Source organism: Psychrobacter glaciei (assembly GCF_014652895.1).
GTDB lineage: Bacteria > Pseudomonadota > Gammaproteobacteria > Pseudomonadales > Moraxellaceae > Psychrobacter > Psychrobacter glaciei.
In genome coordinates this window covers 579,306-601,052 of record NZ_BMZR01000001.1, presented here as the reverse complement: position 1 = coordinate 601,052, position 21,747 = coordinate 579,306, and the positions used below count along the sequence as shown (strand labels likewise).

Sequence of the window (21,747 nt, the reverse complement as noted above, 5' to 3'; positions counted from 1 at the left end):
TTCGATGATAACACTGAGCGAATGGCAACAGCAGGGACAGCTTGAATCTATTAATGGTCAGCAGATTTTTACCCGTCAGGGCGGAGACAAAGACACGCCAGCCTTACTGTTGATTCATGGCTACCCTAGCGCCAGTTGGGACTGGGAAGGTATGTGGGATAAGCTCACTGAGCATTATTATGTGATTACTCTGGATATGTTGGGGTTTGGCTTGTCTGATAAACCCAAAAACGTGCGCTACTTAATCAGTGAGCAAGCTGATATTTTTGAGACTGTTTTGCAGCGTCTTGGTGTCAAGGACTATCATATTTTGGCGCATGATTATGGCGATACGGTTGCACAAGAATTATTGGCGAGACAAGTTGATGACAGTAGTGATAGCAGCGACAGGCACATTGCCAGTGTATGTTTTTTGAATGGTGGCTTATTTCCTGAAACTCACAAACCCATTCTGATTCAAAAACTGTTGTTGTCGCCCTTAGGGCCTCTGCTATCCAAATTCATTAACAAGCGAAAATTCGCGGACAATTTACAACACATATTTGGACCTGCAACACCGCCAACCCCTGAAGTCATCGACACATTATGGCAGCTGTTAACACACAATAATGGTTTAGCAGTGATGCACAAGTTGATTGACTATATCCCTCAACGTCAACAATACCGTGAACGCTGGGTAGGCGCGATTATCAATAGCAACGTACCGGTTAAACTGATCGCAGGTGCCAAAGACCCTATCTCAGGTCAACATATGATTCATCGTTATCGTGAATTGATTCCTCATGCCAATACCACAGAAATGTCAGCATTGGGACATTATCCGCAAATCGAAGATGCCGACGCTATCAGCGCTGAATATCTGACATTTAGGAAAAGTGTTGGATAAAGCATCAGTGATGAGTGTTGGCAAATGTGATAAGCCATTCGCTAATCACGCTTTGTTAGCCGATTTTGTTTTATTAGCCGATTTTCTGAGCTCATGACGCAATATCTTACCGACTGTCGACTTGGGTAATTCATCAATAAATTCGATCTGTCTGGGACGTTTGTACCCCGTCAGATCTTCTTTACAGAACTGCATGATTTCATCTTTTGTCAGACTGGCATCCGCTTTAACGATAAAGACTTTGACCGACTGTCCCTGTAACTCATCATCGATACCAACGACGGAACATTCAGCTACTTTAGGATGTCGCTCGATCACGTTTTCCACTTCATTAGGATAGACATTAAAGCCACTGACGATAATCATGTCTTTTTTGCGATCATAGATTTTTACGTAGCCCTTCTCATCCATAGACCCGATGTCACCGGTCTTTAGATAGCCGTCAGCGGTGAAGAACCCAGTATTGTCGATATTGTGGTAGCTTGCGATGACATTGTCACCTTTAATACATATTTCCCCAACCTCACCGACTTCTAAAACCGTCTCATCCTCATCACGAATATTAATATCTACACCAGGTAGCGGCATGCCGATGCTGCCGTTGAACGCTTTGTTGGTAAAGGGATTGGCCGTGCCCACGCCAATGGTTTCTGACATCCCCCAGCCTTCTAAAATAGGATGACCGGTTGAGTCGAGCCATTTTTTGGCGGTTTCTGGCGTCGCTGCCATGCCCCCAGCCAAAGAGAGTTTTAACTCAGAAAAATCAATCGTTTTAAACTGCGGATGTGCCATCAAGGCCTGATATAGCGTATTTACTGCTGGTAAAAGATGGAATGGCCGCGAGTTTAAAGTCTTTATAAAACCATCAATATCGCGCGGATTGGTAATGAGCGTCAGGTGCTGCCCCACTCTGAAACCTAGCATAGCAACCACAAAAGCAAAGATATGATAAAGCGGCAAAGCAACAATGGTATTCATTTGCTTATCATCGTCCACATCAGCATACACAGGCTGAAACCATGCCTCAAACTGCGAGGTTGCAATCTCTATGTTGTGATGACTGACGATAATACCTTTAGCTTTGCCTGTCGTGCCACCTGTATACGTTAACAGCGCCACGTCTTTAGTATCCGCGTCAGGTCGGGTATAGCTCATGTTTCTACCCTTTTTTAGGACAGACTTATAGCTTTGTACTTGATACTGAGCATTAGATTTAAGTGAGTGTGGCGGGACTGCTTTTTTAATATATTTGGCAGCCAAGTCGACGATTTTGCCTTTGACAGTGCCCAGCATATCCCCGATATCGCTATAGATAATGGTTTTTACACCCGTGTCATGGACAATTTTTTCGAGGGTTAAACAAAATGGGGTCAAAATAAATATCGCTTTACAGTCAGAATCGTTCAATTGATGCCTCAACTCACGTGCCGTGTACAAAGGATTAACGAGGGTAATGACCATTCCTGCCCGTAGTACACCGATGACGATGGGCAGATATTGATTGACGTTCGGCATCATAATGGCTATCACCGATCCTTTTTCTAGATTAAGTCCTTGAATCCAAGCGGCAATAGCTTTAGAGGTTTCATCGACCTGTGCATAGGTATAAGTGACACCCATGTTGGTGATAAATTCCTGTTGAGAAAATTTTGCAAAAGAGCATTCAAACAGTTCTAGTAATGACTGGTTTGTCGCTGAGATATCAGACACGACGCCTTTCGGATAGTGATCTATCCAAATTTTTTTCATCATAACCTTCCTTGGTCATTGGTCATTAATTTTTTGGAGAGAGCTAGGGCGTGTCATCATTTAGATTGTGAGGCTTAAAATTTAACCATTTTAATACCACTAAATGTATCCATGTGCTAATTGATGACACGCCCTAGCTATGAGATATAGTCAAGGAATTTTAGAATCGCTACAAGGCGACCGACCGCAGATAGTACACTGAGTACATTTAGGGCGGGTAACACCGTAGCGGTTTAAAAGTGCTCTGACTATAGCTATAAAATCAATATCCTCTCTTACTGCCAGCCGGATGTAGCACCATGCTCATCTTGATGTGCAAATAAGGGATGCGCTTGGGCTTCCTCTAGGGTCAGTACTGGGGTCACGCAGACATCTGCTGCCGCAAAAGTTTGTTGCCAATGCTGAAGTGTTTGACTGGCAAATTTATCGCTTACCGTCTTAGCCGCCGCTTGGCTTTCAGAAGTGTTAGGCATAACGCCAAGTTGCCAATGGCTATTTTTGAGCGCAGTCAAATCTAATACTTCACACAATCCTTGCCAAAATTTTAGCTCTAGCGAGCCAACGGCCATATGACGCTTGTCTGCTGTTTTGTACAATCGGTAGCAGGGTAATAAACCACCCAAAAAATCATGCTGCGGTGCTGGCTTTTGTCCTGAGAAGCTCTTCACCAGCGCTCCCGTTGCCTTTGGCATGACCAGATGCTGATACAAGCTGTGCGTCATACTGACGGTAATATGACGACCTTTGCCGGTACGCTGGGCGGCGAATACAGCAGCGAGCAATGCAATCACAGCGGTATCACTGCCGCCTGCCAAATCTGCAAATTGCACGTTAGGCATCGCCTGCTCGCCAGTGGCAGTCTTTAGCTGATCAAGCACGCCGCTCATCGCCATAAAATTAATATCGTGACCGGCTTTATTAGCCCAGTCATGAGTGATCGCTTTATCTGCTGTACTGCCACTCGCCACGCCATAACCAGTGATTGATACCATCACCAGCTGAGGATTAATCGCATGCAATGTTTTGGCATCTAATCCCATGCCCTCTAACACATCAGGGCGAAAGCTGTCTAACATCACATCAGCATCTTTGAGATGCGCTTTGATAGCGTCAATACCTTTGGGATCACGAAAGTCGTATTTTTCGGTGGTTTTACCATGGTTTAATGCCTTAAACAATTCGCCAAAGGCTCTGGCAGGATCGCCATTTTTGGGCTCAATTTTAATAATTTCTGCGCCCAAATCGGCAAGCAATCGCGTAGCAAAAGGCCCTGGCAAGTTGCGAGTCAAATCGACCACTCGCAACCCCTGTAAACAATCTGCCATAGAATGCGCTATTGTATTAGCCATCTACAAACTCCTCGCCTTTTTCGGCCATATCCACAAGAATCTGCGCAGGTTCAAAACGCTCACCATATTTGCTAGCAAGCTCATGGCTGCGTGCAATGAATGTCTCTAGACCCATCGAATTGATAAATTGCAGAGTGCCGCCTTGATGTGGTGCAAACCCCCAACCAAAGATTGAGCCGATATTGGTATCAGCGACAGAGCGCACGACGTTTTCTTGATAGCATTTAGCAGATTCGTTGGCTTGAATAAACATCAGACGATCAATCATATCCTGCTGAGTTGGCTGCTCATCCTTGGTGGGAAAAAGATTGGTCAACTCAGGCCATAGTTTTTTGTCACCGTTTTCTTTATAGTCATAAAAACCTTTGCCGTTCTTTTTTCCTTCTCGGTCATGCTCATTGACCAGCGTTTTGAGTATCTCGTACGAGGGACGCACAGTGATGGTTTTGCCTTCAGCTTGCATATCCAGCTGCTGCTGTTCACTCACGTGCAAAGCCAGACTTAATGACACCTCATCTTGCAATGCCAGTGGCGGCATGGGCATACCTGTTTTCATGCCAGCGACCTCAATACTGCGCGGATGGACGCCCTCTCCTAACATTGCAATACCTTCTGACACATAGGTACCAAATACGCGCGACGTATAAAAACCGCGACTGTCATTGACGACGATTGGTGTCTTACCAATTTGAACGACATAATCAAACGCTTTTGCTAAAGTGCTGTCGTCAGTTTGCTCGCCCATGATAATCTCAACCAACGGCATCTTGTCGACTGGCGAGAAGAAATGCAGACCGATAAATTGATTGGGACGCGTGCTGGCTTTTGCCAATCCAGTGATAGGCAATGTTGACGTATTAGACGCATAGACAGCAGTGTTAGGAATCACCGCCTCAGACTGCTCAGTACACTTGGCTTTAATCTCACGGTTTTCAAAGACGGCTTCGATAATCAGATCGCAGTCTGCCAAATCATCATAAGACACTGTCGGCTTAATGCGATTGAGTAACGCTTGCTTTTTCTCTTCCGTTGAGCGTTTACGGCTGATGGCTTTATCCAAAATGGTGGCAGAATAGGCTTTACCTTTTTCAGCGCCCGCCATTTCGGTATCTAGAAGTACCACTTCTATGCCTGCTTTGGCTGAGACATAAGCGATACCTGCACCCATCATGCCAGCACCTAAGATACCGACTTTTTTGGTTTGTGTCCGCTCAAAACCATCAGGACGTGACTGCCCTTTTTTGATGCTGTTTAGCTGCGTCCATAGCGTGTTAATCATATTTCTAGATTCAGCAGACAGCACACAAGCAGCGAAGTAACGTGACTCAAGCTCAAGTCCTGTATCTATATCCACTAAACAGCCTTCGAACACGCAAGACATGATATGGGTAATCGCAGGATAGTTGCCATGTGATTTTTGATTGGCCATAGCAGGCGCGATAGAAAATATGGGTACGACTTTGGGGTGCTTACTATCACCGCCGGGGATTTTGAAGCCTTTCTTATCCCACGGTTGCTGCGCTGTAGGATTGGCTTTTATCCAATCTGTCGCCTGCTTGAGCATATCTGCTTTGTCAGTGGCAGTGGCATCGATTAAACCCATGTCTTTAGCAGCAGCTGGACGCAGCTCTTTACCTTGGGTCATCAGCTCTAAAGCTGATTGAATACCGACCAATCGCGGTAAACGCTGAGTACCACCACCACCCGGCAGCAAACCCAATTTGACTTCAGGTAGACCCAGTTTGGTTTTAGGCGAATCAATCGTGATACGATAATGACAGGCTAATGCCAACTCCAAACCACCGCCAAGTGCCGTGCCAGTTATGGCGGCGACGACAGGTTTACCTGATTTCTCTAGTTTGCGTAAGCTAGCTTTCAGGTCTTCGGCCAGCTCAAAGGCTTGTTCAGCGGTTTTAATACTGGCCAATTGGTCAATATCAGCACCGACGACAAAGGTTTCTTTACCAGAGGTCAGAATCAAACCTTTGGCGGACGCATCGTTAATAAAGCTGTCTGTCATCACCGCAAAAGTATCGGTAAAACCATCGCCGATGACATTCATTTTGCGACTGCTTTGGTCAATCGTGACGGTGATAATGCCATTATCAGATTCGGCAGAAAAGTTATTCAATGCATTGATGGCATCTACGCTGTTTATGCTCATATTAAGTCCTTCTTATATTATTTTATGTCGATATAAATCACTAAAAATCTCTTAGCTCTGTCCATTAACCCATTAACGCTATTTATTAGCATTATCTATTAGCGCTATACGCGCTCAATAATAGTCGCAATGCCCATACCGCCACCGACACAGAGTGTAATCATGGCCGTTTTTAGGTCGCGACGTTCTAATTCGTCAAGGACAGTAGTCATGAGCATCGCGCCCGTGGCACCAAGGGGATGACCCATAGCGATAGCGCCACCATTGACGTTGACGATATCAAGCGAGATGCCGAAGTCATCGGCAGTATTGAGTGGCACGGCAGCAAAAGCTTCGTTGATTTCCCATAGGTCTATATCTGAAGCTTGCATACCCGCTTTTTTGAGCACTTTTTGGCAGGCAGGCGTTGGCCCTGTCAGCATAATGGCGGGTTCCGAACCAACAACTGAAGCCATCGTGATTTTGGCACGAGGCTTGAGACCAGCTTTTTTACCAGCGGCAGCGCTACCGACTAAGCAAATTGCTGCGCCATCGACAATGCCTGATGAGTTACCCGCATGATGCACGTGATTCACTTTTTCAATAGTGGTATACCTGTCCAAGATCACGCTATCAAAGCCCATCTTGCCCGGCATAATAAAGGAGGGATTGAGACCTGCTAAGGTCTCGACATTGGTATTGGGACGGATGGTTTCGTCTTTATCCAATAGCGTCATGCCATTGATATCAGTGACAGGAACGACCGATTTATCATAATAGCCCTGCTCCCACGCATTCGCAGCGCGGCGATGCGATTCGCTGGCAAAGGCATCGACATCGGTACGACTAAAGCCTTTCAGCGTCGCTATGGTATCTGCACCAACGCCTTGCGGGACAAAATGCGTCGCTTCATTAACGCGTGGATCCATATACCATGCACCGCCGTCAGAGCCCATCGGTACGCGGCTCATCGACTCTACACCGCCTGCAACGACCATGTCCTCCATGCCTGACATGACCTTGGCGGCAGCGAGATTGATAGACTCCAGACCTGACGCACAAAACCGAGATAAAGTAACGCCCGCCACACTTTGCGCCCAGCCAGCATCAATGACGGCAATACGGGCAATATCAGAACCCTGCTCACCAACGGGTGTCACGCAGCCTAGCACCACATCATCAACCAAACTGGTGTCCAAATGATGCCGCTGTTGCATCTCTTTTAATAGCGTACGGGTCAGCCAAATTGGTGACGCCTGATATAAGGAGCCATCCTTTTTACCTTTGCCGCGCGGAGTACGGATAGCATCATAAATGTAAGCAGTCTCAGTCATAAAAATCCCTTTTTTTCTTTTTAAAAAAATAGCAATGATGGCAATCTAGTCGCCATGTTAAAACCAATAAGCAGAGTCAATGATTAGAATAAATAATTAGATCAGCCAATTACATAAAGCGTGACGCCAGCTCTTTCATGATTTCATTGGTGCCGCCGTAGATTTTCTGTACGCGGGCATCGGCATATAGGCGAGCAATTGGGTACTCTGTCATATAACCATAACCGCCAAACAGCTGGACGCATTCGTCGATCACATCACACTGCTTTTCGGTCACCCAGTATTTAATCAATGATGCCTGCGGTACGGTCAATTTACCTTCTAACATGGCATCAACAGCGGCATCGCACATAGTGCTGGCAGCGAGATAATCGGCGTAGCATTCTGCCATTTTAAAGCGCGTATTTTGAAACTTCCAAATCGGTTTGCCAAACGCTTCCCGACCTTTGACATAATCTAGCGTCAAATTAATCGCCAGCTTCATCGCACCAACACCCGTTAAAGCAATGATTAAACGCTCGCGTGGCAGCTCTTGCATCATTTGAATAAAACCCATGCCTTCGGCAGTGCCCAACAGATTCTTTTGCGGCACACGCACATTACTAAAGAATAACTCCGACGTATCTTGTGAGGTCAGACCAATTTTGTCGAGATTACGACCACGTTCAAACCCTTCTACCTTGTCCGTTTCTACCACGATAAGCGAGACGCCTTGCGCGCCTTTTTCCCGATCGGTTTTGCACGCGAGCAAAATCAGGTTGGCATGCTGACCGTTGGTGATAAAGGTTTTTGAGCCATTGATAATATAATCATCGCCATCTTTTACCGCATAGGTTTTGATGTTTTGTAAATCTGAGCCAGTACCAGGCTCGGTCATGGCAATCGCAGCCACATACTCACCCGTCGCCATCTTAGGCAGCCATTCTTGTTTTTGCGCTTCTGTGCCATGACTCAAGATATAGGGGGCGACAATCCCTGAATGTACCATGCCACCGAACCCTGATTGGTTGGCTTCCGCCTGTGCGTATAACAGCGCCGCTTCATGACCGAAATCACCGCCGCCGCCGCCATACTCTTCAGGTATAGAGACACATAAGAAACCGTTTTCACCTGCCTCTTCCCACGCGGCACGGTCTATCATGCCATTTTTGCGCCATTGTTCATCCTTTGGCTCCCAACCTTTGAACATTTTAAGCGCACTGTCATAGACCATTTCGTGCTCTTCGGTCATCCAGTTTGGGGTAAATTTTTCAATACTCATGTTGTCTATCCTTGACGATGGGAAGTTGCTATCGGTTAATATAAAATGCTATTGAGCATAAATATATCACTTATGGTAATATAAATTACCGTTTGGTATAATCTAAACATTCTTTGTATTTGTTGATATTCAAGACTCATACTAAGATAGTGAAAGACAATACGCAACCTACCAACAAACAATGGTAATTCATATTACCTAATAAAATTTTAGCGTATCAAACGATTAAATAAATGGCTATCGAACTGTCTAAAACCCCCTATCTTAAAGGAATGATAAAGCATGCAATCCACGAATCAGATGCCTAACATGACTGAGAGCCGAGCACTGGCACCTTTATCAGATATGCGCCCTGCGACTTTAGAAAAAATTGAAAAAGCGGTTCGTAAAGTGTTTGCAGGTTTTGATGCTAACGAAGTGACGATGGTGCAAATTGCGAAGTCTGCCAACGTCTCATTGCAGACCCTCTATAAATACTTCGGGGACAAACAAACGCTATTCAACACGGTGATGGATATCGTACTCGGCAGACTGGCGGCACGCATCATGGATCATTTGCAAGGCATTGACAGCGTGCAAGATCGCCTGCGTAAGACGCTATGGGTATGTTTTGACTTCGTAGACTCACATCCTGATGCGGTTATGGTGCTGTCATCGGTATCGGTATCACGCATTCGTCACATTGCTATTTATGAGAATAAGGAGCTGATTGGGGCATTTTTGGAGGTACTAGAAGACGGTCAGAAACGTGGTGTATTGAACGACACCGTGCCGCTATATATTCTGTTCGATGTGTTTATGGGTTTTATCAGCCGTTTGGGTTTGATGCACATCATGCGGCAGACAAATGCCCCGATAAATAAAGAATTTGATGCGCTGTTCGTCATTTTATGGCGAGCCATATCTAAGCCTGAAGCATAAACGGGCTTAGATAATTTACGAAAACGAAAAAGCCTCACTATCAAGTGAGGCTTTGCTCTGTTTAAGAGCTTATTTGCGCCGATTTTTAGACCTATGATGTCATCGAGACTCTCAAACACTACTAGACTTTGGCAATCCATACGCTATTCTGTTAACCACTTCATTATTGTGCTCAACCGTCAAACGGTAGCCTTGGATGATGCCGTCATAAGGTAGATTGCCTTCATAATACTGATAATGCTCACGGATACCTTTTTTCACTATCGACGCACGCTCGCGCTCGCTCAGTTTGGCAAATCCATCCGGCAACTGCACTTGAGCCAACCGAGAAGCACCATCACGGGACATCCAATTTGCGCCCGCAGTAAACGTAAAATTCACATCGGCTCGTAAGCTATATTCGGGTAAAGAATTGGAATAATGCGCTAAGTCATGCTTAATCTGAGCGATATCTTCTACAAATGGCTGGTACGGTATCTCAAGTATGTTAAACAGCTTTGCTAAGAATTCATCGGCAGTAAAGTATTTATCCATGTAACTACCATCAAGCCCCAGATACTTATTCGACAATACATGACGTAAGCGATCACAGGCAGGTATCGTGTGTTTGAGAGGATACCCCATGGCTTTGATGATGGCTTGCGAACGCAGCTCAAGCGTGTCTATTTGATTGACTGCATATTGCGCGAGAGGGTGGCGCGGGTGATAACGACGAGTATATTTGGATTGATTGGTAGCGTGGCTTGTAAAGTTGGACACCTTAGACTCCTGTAACTCCGACGAAAAAGTATAAAACGAGCCCATATAGGCAAATAAAATTAGGCACAAATGAGGATGTCGGAGTACAGGCTCATGCGCTTTACCAGAATTGTTTTATATCGTGCTGGAAGTTGCAAGGTTCGTATGCCACCATTAATTATAATAACGGACGACGATACAAAGCTGTTAAACCCACGATAGATCAGCTAGCGATGATAGCACATCAGCTGCTGAAAGATAAATACAGATATTGTTCCTCTTTTCTTACACCTTTACTGTTGTCAATACTCACCCTATATCTTCCTACTGTAGCCAAAAAACTATCTAATGATTTTTAGACATTGCCCTGCATGATAGAGCGTCAGCCCTACTTCAGTAAATCCAGATTTCATCGCACCCAATGCTATCTTTGACTCTTCCAAGGTTTTAAATGGCAATGGAATACTGGCTCTGTCTCCAGTCAAGATATAATCCGCAAAGCATTTTCCCATGAGCGTACCAGTGGTAATGCCACGTCCATTGTAGGCAGTCGCTGTCAATAATCCTTCGTCAGGTTCCAAAACGCGGAAGATATGATCTTGCGTAAAGCCAAAGTTACCGCACCATTCATATTGCCAGTTAAATGCTGGCAAATCAGGATAATAGCTTTTTTGCACAGCGTTCGCCCATGACTGATAGAAGGATTTTGGTTTAAGTTGCCTGCCACCCACCGTTCCCAATAACAAGCGATCATCTTTGTCACGGCGAAAGCTCGATAATGCCAAGCGCGTATCCCATGCCCCTGTTTTGTACGGTAAAATACGATCTGCTACTGCTCCACTGAGCGGCTCAGAAGCGATCTGATAATAAGCGACGAGATAAAAAGTCTTAGTAATTTCTGTCCATTCGCCTTCAGTGTAGGCATTGGTCGCAATAATGACGCGCTCAGACTTGACCCGCGCTTTGGGAGTTCTTGTGTACCAATGACCATCTACTTTCTCCAGCGCCTCGACAGCGGAATGCTCGTAGATGATTACGCCGAGACTGGTCGCGACTTTTGCGAGTCCTCTGACATAAGCCAGCGGGTTGATAGTACCTGCACGATGATCTAGTAGTGCTTTATTGATACTTTTGGTGCCGCAATATTCATGGCATTTGCTGCCAGTTAACACCTCAACATTCGCACCGCGACGGCTCAACTGCTCGTATCTGACATCGACATCGACTTCACCTTTGGCGTTATGTGCCATATGGATATTGCCGGCTTGGGTGGCTTGCGCGTCGATATTATAACGTTTGATTAGGTCAAATACTAAGCTTGGTGCTTGTCCGAGCGCTTCTGTGAGCCGCTCGCCAGCCGCTTCACCTAGCGCAATATTTAAGTCATCAGGGCGTGCCCATGTCCCTGCATTGACCAGCCCAACGCTTTTCCCTGAACCGCCACTACCAATCGTTTGGCTCTCAAGTAAGATAACCTTGACGCCTTTTTCAGCCAAATGAATCGCAGCCGATAGCCCTGTATAACCGCCACCAATGATACAAATGGTCGCTTGAGTGTCGCTACTCATCTGACTATAGGACTCAATATTGGGGGCAGTCATGTTCCATAAACATTGCTCTTGTAACATCTCATACTCCCTTGTGTCACACGTCACTAATTGACGTTGAGGTAGCCGTGTCGAGCTTTTCTACCGAAGGCTCTTCACGCGGTATAAACTTATCAAGGAACGCCCATAACAAGCCAAACAAAGGCGACAACCAGCAAGCAAAAGCAAAAGGTGCATAAGTCAATGTCGCTATACCAAGGGTCGCAGCAACAAAGCTACCGCCCATGTTCCAAGGAATCAGCGGTGACAACAGCGTGCCACTGTCTTCAATAGAGCGCGTGAGTGTCGTGCGCTTATAGCCCATTTCTTTATATTTGTCTTTTAATAAACGCCCTGGCAGCACCAACGTCGTATAAACGTCGCCGATTAAAGTACCGACACCGAGGACGCTGGCATAAGTCGTCAAAATCAAGCCGATACGCGATTTTACTGCCTTGTCTATTTTTGCCATAATGGCTTTTAAGGTGCCGTAGTGTTCAAGCGAGCCGACAAAAGCGAGTGCAAAGATGGTCAAGGTAATGACCCATGTCATTGACATGACGCCGCCTTTTGATAGCAATTTATCAACCACTTCAAAGCCCGTTTCACTGACAAAGCCGTTTTGTAAAACGTTAAAAATATCACTGACCCCAACGCCTTGCATAAAAAACGCAATAACTGATGCCACGACAACACCGCCCAAAACGGTTGGTATCGCTGGCATTTTCATCACAGCGGCAATCACGACCACAAGCGCAGGTAATAAAGTGATGACACTTAAATTGTAATTGTCAGCCAAATTGGTTTGTAAGGCTTGGATAGAAGATAAATCAATACTGTCATCGCCATAACCCATGCCAATCCATGCATAGAGCGCTAAGGCGGTAATCATGGCTGGGACAGTGGTCGGTAGCATACCTTTGATATGGTCCCAAAGCTCCACGCCCGCTGCCGCAGGTGTCAGGTTAGTGGTATCTGACAATGGTGACATTTTGTCCCCGAAAAAAGCACCCGAGACAATAGCACCGCCTGTAAAATGCGCTGGAATGCCAAGCCCCATACCGATACCCATCATCGCCAGCCCTACCGTACCGACTGTACCCCATGAGGTACCAGTGGCAACAGAAATAATGGCGCAAATAATACAAACTGAAAATAAAAAGGAGGAAGGAGAAAAAATACTGAATCCATAGTAAAGAATGGTCGGCACCGTCCCTGCAATAATCCATGAACCAATGAGCATACCGACGCCCATCAGAATAATCATCGCCGGTAAGCCGATTTTAATAACTTTTAAAAACCGCTCCTCCATACCCTGCCAGTCACGACCACGCATCTTCATAAATAAGCCAGTGATTAAAATGCCACAGGCTAATGGAATGTGCGGGGTAAAGTCTTTAAATATGAAAAACTGCACCATAAGAATCATGGCAGTCAATACGAGAGGGGCAATATCAAGTAAGAAGCTAGAAGACGGACCGTAGCCATCATCAGCGGGGTCATGCGGTTTGTCATCGATCATGATAATTCTACCTTCCTTAGTAGTCGTCAATGGTCATTACAACCAATCCTTGATTGCTTATAGTTTTTGGTGTGCCAAACATATATAAAATATGCTTGGCAATTAACGCTGAACACCTTATTTTTGACCACTTATGATGAGTCATTTGTGCTTAACCATTTATATATGAACAATCAATTACCTTGAGTGTTCAAACATCTTCATATCAACCAAAACTAATGCCTTGGGCAAGTGGTAGCTCTGTTGAATAGTTGATGGTGTTGGTTTGGCGACGCATATAGGCTTTCCATGCGTCTGACCCTGACTCACGTCCACCACCGGTTTCTTTTTCGCCACCAAATGCACCGCCGATTTCAGCGCCACTAGTGCCGATATTGACGTTAGCGATGCCGCAATCACTACCGCGATCACTGAGGAAAGTTTCCGCTTCACGCAAGTCATTGGTAAAGATACATGATGATAATCCTTGTGGCACATCGTTTTGCATCTCGATTGCCTCATCAAAGTCTTTGTAGGTCATGACATATAAAATAGGCGCAAACGTCTCACTTCGAGCAACGTCATTTTGCTCATCAAACTCTACAATGGCAGGCGTGACATAATAGGCATCAGGGTATTTATCTGCTAGTACGCGCTCCCCGCCTGTCACTATCCCACCCGCTTCACGAGCCTTATTCAAGGTCGATTGCATGTTATTAAAACTGTCTTCATCAATCAGTGGGCCGACCAAATTGCCTTCGAGAGGATGACCAATGCTGACGGTTCCGTAAGCTGATTTGATGCGTGGCAAGATATCTTCTTTGACAGACTCATGGACGAAGAGACGGCGTAATGTGGTGCAACGCTGACCCGCTGTACCAACCGCTGAGAATATAATGCCGCGTAGCGCAAGGTCTAAGTCGGCAGTCGGTGCCAAAATCATCGCGTTGTTACCACCAAGCTCAAGCAAGCATTTACCAAAACGCTCAGCGACTTTAGGCCCGACAGTTCTGCCCATGCGTGTACTGCCAGTCGCACTGACTAAGGCAATGTCTTTGTTTTCGACCATGGCATTACCGATATCCGTCTTACCCAATATCACTTGAGACAAATGATCTGGTGCATCACCGAACTTTGCCAAGGCTTTTTCGAACATGGCCTGACACGCCAAAGCAACCAAAGGGGCTTTTTCTGATGGCTTCCAGATGACAGGGTTACCACAAACGATGGCAAGCGCTGTATTCCAAGACCATACCGCTACAGGGAAGTTAAAAGCAGAGATAACACCGATGACACCAAGCGGATGCCACGTCTCACGCATGTGATGACCTGGGCGCTCTGAGGCAATCGTCAAGCCATATAGCTGACGTGAAACGCCGACAGCGAAGTCGCAAATATCGATCATTTCTTGCACTTCACCTAGGCCTTCTTGTTTGATTTTCCCAGCTTCAAATGATACGAGCATGCCCAAGTCTTCTTTATGCTCACGCAGCACTTCGCCCAGCAGACGAATCAATTCTCCACGCTTGGGTGCAGGAACGACACGCCATTCCTTAAATGCTGCTTGGGCGTTTTGGATTTTCTTATTGACCTCATCAACACTATCTAAGGTTATCTTGCCGATAACTGTCCCATCGATAGGCGTATTGACTTCAAAATCGCCATGTTGATATTGTTCTTCTTTGACACCCATGGCTGACATGTATTGCTTAATCATATTCAATCCTTTGTATAGTGATTTGTAATCTCTTTGGTCGACCTTTAAGCTACCTTGCAATACTTTAACTTGCAAAATAATAATTTTCTTACCCTCATTCCATTTTGGAATGGCGAATAAATAAGATGACTGCTCTTGTCTTTTACCTACCGTTTCCTAAAGAAATTAGGCATTTTTCCAAGCTTCTATTCTGTATATCTTCATACAAAGCAAGCTCATCATAAACATTGGTACCAAGGGCTTGCTCGAACTCCTGTTGGTTTGATTTGCCATCATAATTGCTTTGCTTGTCCTGCTGAAGATTGGACTGAAAAATACCAGCCGCACTGACTGGCAAAAAATCTTCATAGACGATAGGCTCAATACGGATAGCGCCTTGGTTAATCAGAGCATTTACTGCTTGTCTTGAATTAACCATTTCTAGATTAGACATATCACTGTTGATATCCGCAGCACTATCGACTGGTTGATAATAAAAATAAGCAAATTCCTTATCATGCATCGTCTGGTAATCATCAGGGAAAGCGGTAAATACCTCGGCTAAAATTCGATTGTATTGAACTGCATTGGTCTCATTTGGAGTGGCTCCTAATTGATGGCGTGCTTGACTAAGTAGCTTGTCATATAGCGCTCTACCTTTTGGCGTTAATGCCACACCGCGCTGCTCAATCTCACCAAACCGTGCAGTATGGCATCCTTGCTCGTACTCGCCATCCACATTTTTAAAACTAACCGCTTCCTCTAACGCCTTAAAGCTCGTTTGTCTTAATAAAATCGGACATTCCCGTTTTGGTGGCCCTTCGATAATCGCTTTTGGCGGCATGCCTTTTTCCTGCATGCTTTGCTGTACAGTATCTATATCTAGTGTTCTAGGCGTTAAATGATTGATATGCGGACCTTTAAAGCCGACGACATCAGCAATGAGGCCATGCTGCGCTAATAAGCGCTGATATAGCTCTTTTGAGACTGGCGTTTTATCATGCCAGCGAAAGGTTTCTAAAGCTTCTTTGATAAACTGCTCACCTTCCTCTGAGGTCAAACCGCCCTGCTCTTCAAAGCGCTCAATCAGGCTGATGACAGTATCGGTAAAGATATTGCGGTTGGCTAAGGCGTTTGATGCTTCTTGTTTTAGTGCGTCATCATCAATTAAGTCTAGACGCAATAAAGAAGTGAAGACTCGAAACGGGCTTTGATTTAAGGCTTGCGCGTCAATCGCTCGAAAAGCTGTAGAATGCACGGGCACGCCAGCGGGTGCCAAATCGTAATAGCCAACAGGGTGCATACCCATCACGGCAAAGAGCCTGCGCATCATACTAAGCTCGTGCGCTGTGCCCAATCTAATTGCCCCGTGGCGCTCCATACTGAGTCTATCAATCTCTCCGGTATGCTCCAACTGCTCCTTAATATCAGGATGCTTGGTGAGAACCTCGGCATTCACCTCAGCGACTAAATCGAGCAAGTCACCATATAGCGGAACCTCGGTTTGGTACATGGCTGACATCGCCATAGAGAACTCGTGACGAATAGCGTCGCTGCTGATAAGTATATGATTCACAGATAGATATCCTTATTAAAATCTTAAAAAATTTTGTTACTCTTAACTTATTAACTAGGGCGTGTCATCATTTAGATTGTGAGACTTAAAATGAGGAAAATTGCAGCCAAACAAGGAAGAAATAGCCTTTAATATGAACATATTGGCAAAATTTCTGACGATGTTTGGCTAAATTTAGCCATTTTAAGACCACTAAATATGTAAATGTGCTAATTGATGACACGCCCTAAGCTTGTCCGACAAAAAATTATGTCGTTGCCATTAAATTATATCGTTGCTATTTCATCAGAGCCTATTATCAGGAATCGTACTTAACACTTCTTTTAAAACATTAAGACCGGCTTGCAGGGTTTCAGGCTCGATTGTTAGTGGCGGTAGTAGGCGAATAATATGACGATATTTACCGCTAGGCATCAACAGCAGACCACGCTCGCGCGCTTGCGTTAATACATACGTCATCACGCTTGGATCGACATCGTGTTCAGGATGTCGCAGCTCGATACCGCGCATCGCACCGATACCAGTGAGGCCAAACAGCCAAGGTGATACACCCTCTTGCTGCCATTGGTTCACCGTCTGCTCAATGGTGTGGGCATAATGTTTGGCAGACTCCCACACCGCATCGTCTTGCATAATATCCAACGTCGCATTGGCGGCAGCACACGCGACCGGATTACCCGAATAAGTACCGCCTAGACTACCTTTAGGCAAACCATTCATTATGCTGGATTTGCCTATCACTGCGCCTAAAGGCAACCCACCTGCGATGCTTTTGCCTAGCAATATCATGTCAGGCTCAATCCCTAAATGTGTAAAGGCAAATGGTGTGCCCGTACGACCGTAGCCCGATTGAATCTCATCCATAATGAGCAAAATGCCTTGCTCATCACAAAACTGGCGCAGATACTGAGCAAACGTGGGTGACATTAAGTGAAAGCCACCCTCGCCTTGTACTGGTTCTACAATGATGGCACCGATATTATCGACATCCGTTTCTACAGCAAATAGACGTTCAAGCGCATCGATAGCCTGCTGATCGCTCACTTCATTATCTGGACTAGGAAAAGGAATGTGGTAAACGCCACCTGCCAATGGTCCAAGCCCCCGCTTATAAGGTGCGACTTTACCATTTAGATTGACCGCAGCCAGCGTGCGCCCATGAAAGCCACCATCAAAAGCAATGACACCCACACGACCTGTCTTTAGGCGGGCAATTTTTATGGCATTTTCGGTGGCTTCTGCGCCGCAGTTAGTCAACATACCTGATAGCTCGCCACTCATTGGAATCAGCTCACAAAGCCGTGGCATAAAGGTTTGATACGGCTGATGGGCTGCCGCATTGTAGGCATAATGAATAAGTGATTGGGCTTGATTGATAATCGCAGAGACGATATGAGGATGACAATGACCAAAATTTAAGACCCCGATACCACCGACGAAGTCGATGTAGCTGCGGTCATAGCTATCCCAAACTTTGGCATTTTTGCCTTTGGTGAGGGTCACAGGATGCACCATCGTAAAAGCGTCTGTAACGTTATAGTGCGTATCCATTAAGCATCTCTCATCTTCCTTGAGTGTGATGCTCATTTCAGCAAAACCGTACCGATTCAGCAAACGAATAATAGTTGTGCTGGCATTCCTTTTTGTCATTGCCAACCAAAAGACAATCTTAAAGCGTGTTAAAAATTACAATTATTTGACCACTGTTAGCCCATTTAAATCCCTATAATCAGTTTAAAATAAATCGATACATTAATAGTTATGTGCGACTGGTATAAACTCCCTTTGCTTGCTACTATCACAAAGGCTACGAAAAATTCATCCCAGTTGCCCTGTATCTGTTTTAAAGTGAATCCACTATATCAATTGAATTAAGGACATGCCCTAGCATCAGCTCGTGTTGATTTGAGGTTTCAAGATACGCTGACACCCATTCTAAAATAACTTTCACCTTATGCGATCTGCCTAAAGACAAAGGATAAGTTATATAATAAGACCCCCGTCCTTTTGCCGCATAGCGCCATGCCGTCACTAGCGTCCCTGATTGTAGTTCAGGAGCGACCAAACGCAGTGGTACAAGTGCGATACCATAGCCGAGCAATGCGGCCGCAATACACGCATGAAAAGTATCAAACCGTGGGCCGATAAACGTCCCATCAATACTAATGCCTTGCTGCTTGAAATACTCATACCAAGCACTTGGGCGCGAGCTCAACTGTAGCAACGTACAGTTATCTACATTGCTCGTACAAGGATTTTTATCATGCAAGTATTCAGGTTGGCATACCGCCACACAATACTCGTCAAACAGCTTAATCGCCTCCATCCCGCCCCAAATACCATCACCATATAAAAAGGCAATATCGACGTTTTGGTCTTCAGTAAAAAATGGCCCAACTTGCTCTTTTATATCTAAATTAATCAATGGATGGGCTTGGCTAAAGCCACTGAGCGCAGGTAACAGCCAGCGAGAACAAAAGGTTGGGTGTGAGGCAATCTTAAGCACTTCTACATTGTCACTATGCGACATCAAACTGGTGGTTGCCACCTCGATATGTTTGAGGATTTCCAACACCTCAAGGTAATAAGTCTTGCCAGCTGGTGTCAATGAAATGCGGTGCGGTGTACGATAGAAGAGTGAGATTTTTAACATCTCCTCTAGCTGAGCGACCTGCTTACTGATGGCACTTTGTGTCATATGCATCTCTTGCGCGGCATTGGTAAAGCTCAGATGCCGTGCAGCCGTTTCGAAACACTGTAGAGCAGTCGTCGATGGATACTTTCTAAAAGCAAGCGGCTTATTGGTTTCGGTTTTCATAATTTGTTTTTCTTTTATTTTTGGTATGAGGACACGCCCTATTAAAATGTAAAAACAGGGATAATTCATACAGAGATGACTACCTATTCGTGCACGCTCAAATAGCATGAGAGAATAGGTAGCCATCATTATTTAAGCGCTGATTCGCCTTGATTATTGTATCAGTCTACTTGAGCTTGCTTCTATTGATAAAAGCATTATTTCACTGCCGGTATGTTGTCGGCAGTCAGTGTCGACTTCCTAGAGGCTAATGTCAAAAACTAATGTCATATCCTATTCATTTTGTGAATACCGACGCTCATTATCAAATAATTACTTTAACTACGGCGACTGACTTGCTATCTTGCCTGCCTTCTTTTCATCATTGCGATGTATTTCTACCCTTATTGTTAAGCGAATAAATCACTTTAAGCTAACTTTCACTATTAGCACCTTCTTTATTTGTATTGGATCTTATGAAACCTAACATTGAGGTGAGCGCAAATGCTCGCCGGACTCAGTATTTTCAAGTATTCCTAATGGGCGTCAGCGCCTTTATTATGAATACCACCGAATTCGTCCCTGTTGCTCTATTAAGCGACATCGCCCAAGATTTTTCTATCACCACGGCAGAGACGGGCTGGATGTTGACGCTGTATGCGTGGATTGTCGCGGCCATGTCATTGCCATTGATGCTGCTGACCAGTCGCTTTGAGCGCAAGCGTTTGCTGTTGGCCTTGTTTGCGGTATTTATTGCCAGTCACGTATTGTCAGTATTTGCGTGGAGCTTTGAAGTGCTGCTCATCAGCCGAGTTGGCATTGCACTCACGCATGCGATATTTTGGTCCATCACCGCAGCGATTGCGATACGTGTGGCACCGGAAGGCAAAAAAGCACTGGCGCTTAGCGTGCTTGCGACCGGTACGTCATTAGCGATGGTGTTGGGTGTGCCTTTAGGACGCGTGGTCGGTCAATGGTTTGGCTGGCGCGCGACTTTTGGTGGTATTGGTGGGCTTGCCCTTATCGTATTTATTCTGCAAATGAGACTGTTGCCCACGCTGCCTAGTATGTTTGAAGGGTCTTTTAGAAAGATTCCAGAACTGCTCAAAAACCCCTTATTGGTCTGCCTATATCTGCTAATTTTACTGGTCTTTACCGCGCATTATACGGCTTACTCGTATATCGAGCCTTTTATGCGTCAAGTCGGCTCAATCAGTGAAAACGCCGCAACGGTTGTGCTGTTATTGTTCGGTGTCGCAGGGATTGCGGGTAGTGTAATTTTCAGTCGTTGGGGTGATAAATTCAATACTAGATTAATGCTGATATCGACGATACTGATACTACTGTCTATGCTCACGCTGTTGTTTGCGGTGACCTCAATATGGGCGCTCAGCCTGATTGCCCTACTCTGGGGCGCGGCGCTCATGCTGCTGATTATCTCCATGCAAGCCAAGGTCATCATGGTCGATGTCAACGCGCAGGATATGCTGATGTCAATGTTTTCAGGCATTATCAATTTAGGTATTGGGACGGGTGCACTGTTCGGAGGCTATGCAGTAACGCATATTTCACTATCGAGCGTGGGCTATGTAGGGGCGGCTATCGCGGTTATGGCATTGCTACTGATGCTATTTATGATAAAGCGCTTTCCTGAGTTAAGCAGAAGACTTGGTTAGCTAAGGGCAGATTAACCAAAGTTCATTCAGCGCACAAAAAAATGCCAGCCACTTAGATGGGCTGGCATTTTTCTTTTTGGTTAATTGTGAAAATCCACCTTAAAATCAGTCTATCTAAAAATCCACCTTACCGCGTAATACTTTTGTTTTACCACGCTGAGTTTTTTGATCGACACGTTTACGCTTAGCATTTCTGCTTGGCTTGGTAGGTCTTCGCGTCTTATTGACGTAAGTAGCTTTGTTGATAAAGCTCTGTAAGCGCTCAAACGCATCAATTTTATTACGTTCTTGGGTACGAAATTGCTGCGCCTTAATAATGAGCACGCCTTCTTTGGTAATTCGGCTGTCTTTACTATCAAGCAAACGCTGCTTATTTACATCACTCAAGCTTGAGGCATGGATATCAAAACGCAAATGAATCGCAGAAGATACTTTATTGACGTTTTGCCCGCCTGCGCCTTGCGCACGTATGGCGCTAATCTCTACGTCACTGTCATTTAGACTAATGGTGTTGCTGATAAAAATCATAGGATG

The 21,747-nt window shown here is 45.3% G+C and carries 16 protein-coding genes; 3 read left to right on the top strand and 13 right to left on the bottom strand.

The window, feature by feature from the left end:
- Positions 1–4: 4 nt before the first annotated feature.
- Positions 5–886, top strand: coding sequence for an alpha/beta fold hydrolase (locus tag IE130_RS02540; protein WP_189581236.1), 882 nt, complete (start codon positions 5–7; stop codon positions 884–886).
- A 45-nt stretch (positions 887–931) separates the two neighbouring features.
- Here IE130_RS02540 and IE130_RS02535 read toward each other — a convergent pair whose 3' ends face one another.
- From IE130_RS02535 to IE130_RS02515, 5 genes are all read right to left on the bottom strand, one after another.
- The gene (locus IE130_RS02535) at positions 932–2,638 is read right to left on the bottom strand and encodes an AMP-binding protein (RefSeq protein WP_227676107.1); all 1,707 of its coding nucleotides are present in this window, start codon (positions 2,636–2,638) and stop codon (positions 932–934) included.
- A gap of 272 nt (positions 2,639–2,910) precedes the next feature.
- Entirely contained in the window at positions 2,911–3,984 is a 1,074-nt protein-coding gene (locus IE130_RS02530) for a CaiB/BaiF CoA transferase family protein (RefSeq protein WP_189581233.1), read from the bottom strand.
- A complete protein-coding gene (locus IE130_RS02525; RefSeq protein ID WP_189581230.1) occupies positions 3,977–6,148 on the bottom strand; it encodes a 3-hydroxyacyl-CoA dehydrogenase NAD-binding domain-containing protein in 2,172 nt (723 codons plus the stop codon). Before IE130_RS02525 ends, IE130_RS02530 begins: the two co-directional genes overlap by 8 nt.
- A 104-nt stretch (positions 6,149–6,252) precedes the next feature.
- Positions 6,253–7,461 (bottom strand): acetyl-CoA C-acetyltransferase, encoded by a 1,209-nt coding sequence (locus IE130_RS02520; RefSeq protein ID WP_189581227.1) that lies wholly within the window; start codon positions 7,459–7,461, stop codon positions 6,253–6,255.
- A gap of 109 nt (positions 7,462–7,570) precedes the next feature.
- The gene (locus IE130_RS02515; RefSeq protein ID WP_010198593.1) at positions 7,571–8,722 is read right to left on the bottom strand and encodes an acyl-CoA dehydrogenase family protein; all 1,152 of its coding nucleotides are present in this window, start codon (positions 8,720–8,722) and stop codon (positions 7,571–7,573) included.
- Between the two features lie 282 nt (positions 8,723–9,004).
- Between IE130_RS02515 and IE130_RS02510 the strand changes: the two genes are divergently transcribed.
- Entirely contained in the window at positions 9,005–9,643 is a 639-nt protein-coding gene (locus IE130_RS02510; protein WP_010198592.1) for a TetR/AcrR family transcriptional regulator, read from the top strand.
- A 111-nt stretch (positions 9,644–9,754) separates the two neighbouring features.
- Here IE130_RS02510 and IE130_RS02505 read toward each other — a convergent pair whose 3' ends face one another.
- The 7 genes from IE130_RS02505 to IE130_RS02475 all read right to left on the bottom strand — a co-directional run bounded on the left by IE130_RS02505 (position 9,755) and on the right by IE130_RS02475 (position 19,558).
- Complete coding sequence (locus IE130_RS02505) at positions 9,755–10,402, bottom strand: hypothetical protein (protein WP_189581224.1); 648 nt, start codon at positions 10,400–10,402, stop codon at positions 9,755–9,757.
- A 320-nt stretch (positions 10,403–10,722) separates the two neighbouring features.
- Entirely contained in the window at positions 10,723–12,009 is a 1,287-nt protein-coding gene (gene amaA / locus IE130_RS02500; protein WP_189581221.1) for an L-pipecolate oxidase, read from the bottom strand.
- Between the two features lie 16 nt (positions 12,010–12,025).
- Positions 12,026–13,489, bottom strand: a complete 1,464-nt coding sequence (nhaC, locus tag IE130_RS02495; protein WP_189581218.1) for a Na+/H+ antiporter NhaC — start codon at positions 13,487–13,489, stop codon at positions 12,026–12,028.
- Between the two features lie 205 nt (positions 13,490–13,694).
- Positions 13,695–15,185: an L-piperidine-6-carboxylate dehydrogenase gene (gene amaB / locus IE130_RS02490; protein WP_189581215.1), complete on the bottom strand. Its 1,491-nt coding sequence runs from the start codon at positions 15,183–15,185 to the stop codon at positions 13,695–13,697.
- 142 nt (positions 15,186–15,327) lie between these two features.
- Positions 15,328–16,740, bottom strand: a complete 1,413-nt coding sequence (gene hglS / locus IE130_RS02485) for a 2-oxoadipate dioxygenase/decarboxylase HglS (RefSeq protein ID WP_189581212.1) — start codon at positions 16,738–16,740, stop codon at positions 15,328–15,330.
- Positions 16,741–17,025: 285 nt separating this feature from the next.
- Positions 17,026–18,291, bottom strand: a complete 1,266-nt coding sequence (locus IE130_RS02480; RefSeq protein WP_189581209.1) for a 2-aminoadipate transaminase — start codon at positions 18,289–18,291, stop codon at positions 17,026–17,028.
- 292 nt (positions 18,292–18,583) lie between these two features.
- On the bottom strand, positions 18,584–19,558 hold the full coding sequence (locus IE130_RS02475; RefSeq protein WP_189581206.1) for a LysR substrate-binding domain-containing protein: 975 nt from the start codon (positions 19,556–19,558) through the stop codon (positions 18,584–18,586).
- 455 nt (positions 19,559–20,013) lie between these two features.
- Here IE130_RS02475 and IE130_RS02470 point away from each other — a divergent pair, with 455 nt between their 5' ends.
- The gene (locus tag IE130_RS02470; protein ID WP_189581203.1) at positions 20,014–21,213 is read left to right on the top strand and encodes a sugar transporter; all 1,200 of its coding nucleotides are present in this window, start codon (positions 20,014–20,016) and stop codon (positions 21,211–21,213) included.
- 114 nt (positions 21,214–21,327) lie between these two features.
- Here IE130_RS02470 and arfB read toward each other — a convergent pair whose 3' ends face one another.
- A complete protein-coding gene (arfB, locus tag IE130_RS02465) occupies positions 21,328–21,741 on the bottom strand; it encodes an alternative ribosome rescue aminoacyl-tRNA hydrolase ArfB (RefSeq protein ID WP_189581200.1) in 414 nt (137 codons plus the stop codon).
- Positions 21,742–21,747: the final 6 nt, after the last annotated feature.

Bases quoted from the DNA above. Each gene is read 5' to 3' on its own strand.
- nhaC (WP_189581218.1), bottom strand. From the start codon at position 13,489: ATGATCGATGACAAACCGCATGACCCCGCTGATGATGGCTACGGTCCG.
- amaB (WP_189581215.1), bottom strand. From the start codon at position 15,185: ATGATTAAGCAATACATGTCAGCCATGGGTGTCAAAGAAGAACAATAT.
- IE130_RS02520 (WP_189581227.1), bottom strand. From the start codon at position 7,461: ATGACTGAGACTGCTTACATTTATGATGCTATCCGTACTCCGCGCGGC.
- IE130_RS02480 (WP_189581209.1), bottom strand. From the start codon at position 18,291: ATGGATACGCACTATAACGTTACAGACGCTTTTACGATGGTGCATCCT.
- IE130_RS02475 (WP_189581206.1), bottom strand. From the start codon at position 19,558: ATGAAAACCGAAACCAATAAGCCGCTTGCTTTTAGAAAGTATCCATCG.
- IE130_RS02510 (WP_010198592.1), top strand. From the start codon at position 9,005: ATGCAATCCACGAATCAGATGCCTAACATGACTGAGAGCCGAGCACTG.
- IE130_RS02535 (WP_227676107.1), bottom strand. From the start codon at position 2,638: ATGATGAAAAAAATTTGGATAGATCACTATCCGAAAGGCGTCGTGTCT.
- IE130_RS02515 (WP_010198593.1), bottom strand. From the start codon at position 8,722: ATGAGTATTGAAAAATTTACCCCAAACTGGATGACCGAAGAGCACGAA.
- IE130_RS02540 (WP_189581236.1), top strand. From the start codon at position 5: ATGATAACACTGAGCGAATGGCAACAGCAGGGACAGCTTGAATCTATT.
- IE130_RS02530 (WP_189581233.1), bottom strand. From the start codon at position 3,984: ATGGCTAATACAATAGCGCATTCTATGGCAGATTGTTTACAGGGGTTG.
- IE130_RS02525 (WP_189581230.1), bottom strand. From the start codon at position 6,148: ATGAGCATAAACAGCGTAGATGCCATCAATGCATTGAATAACTTTTCT.
- IE130_RS02470 (WP_189581203.1), top strand. From the start codon at position 20,014: ATGAAACCTAACATTGAGGTGAGCGCAAATGCTCGCCGGACTCAGTAT.
- arfB (WP_189581200.1), bottom strand. From the start codon at position 21,741: ATGATTTTTATCAGCAACACCATTAGTCTAAATGACAGTGACGTAGAG.
- amaA (WP_189581221.1), bottom strand. From the start codon at position 12,009: ATGTTACAAGAGCAATGTTTATGGAACATGACTGCCCCCAATATTGAG.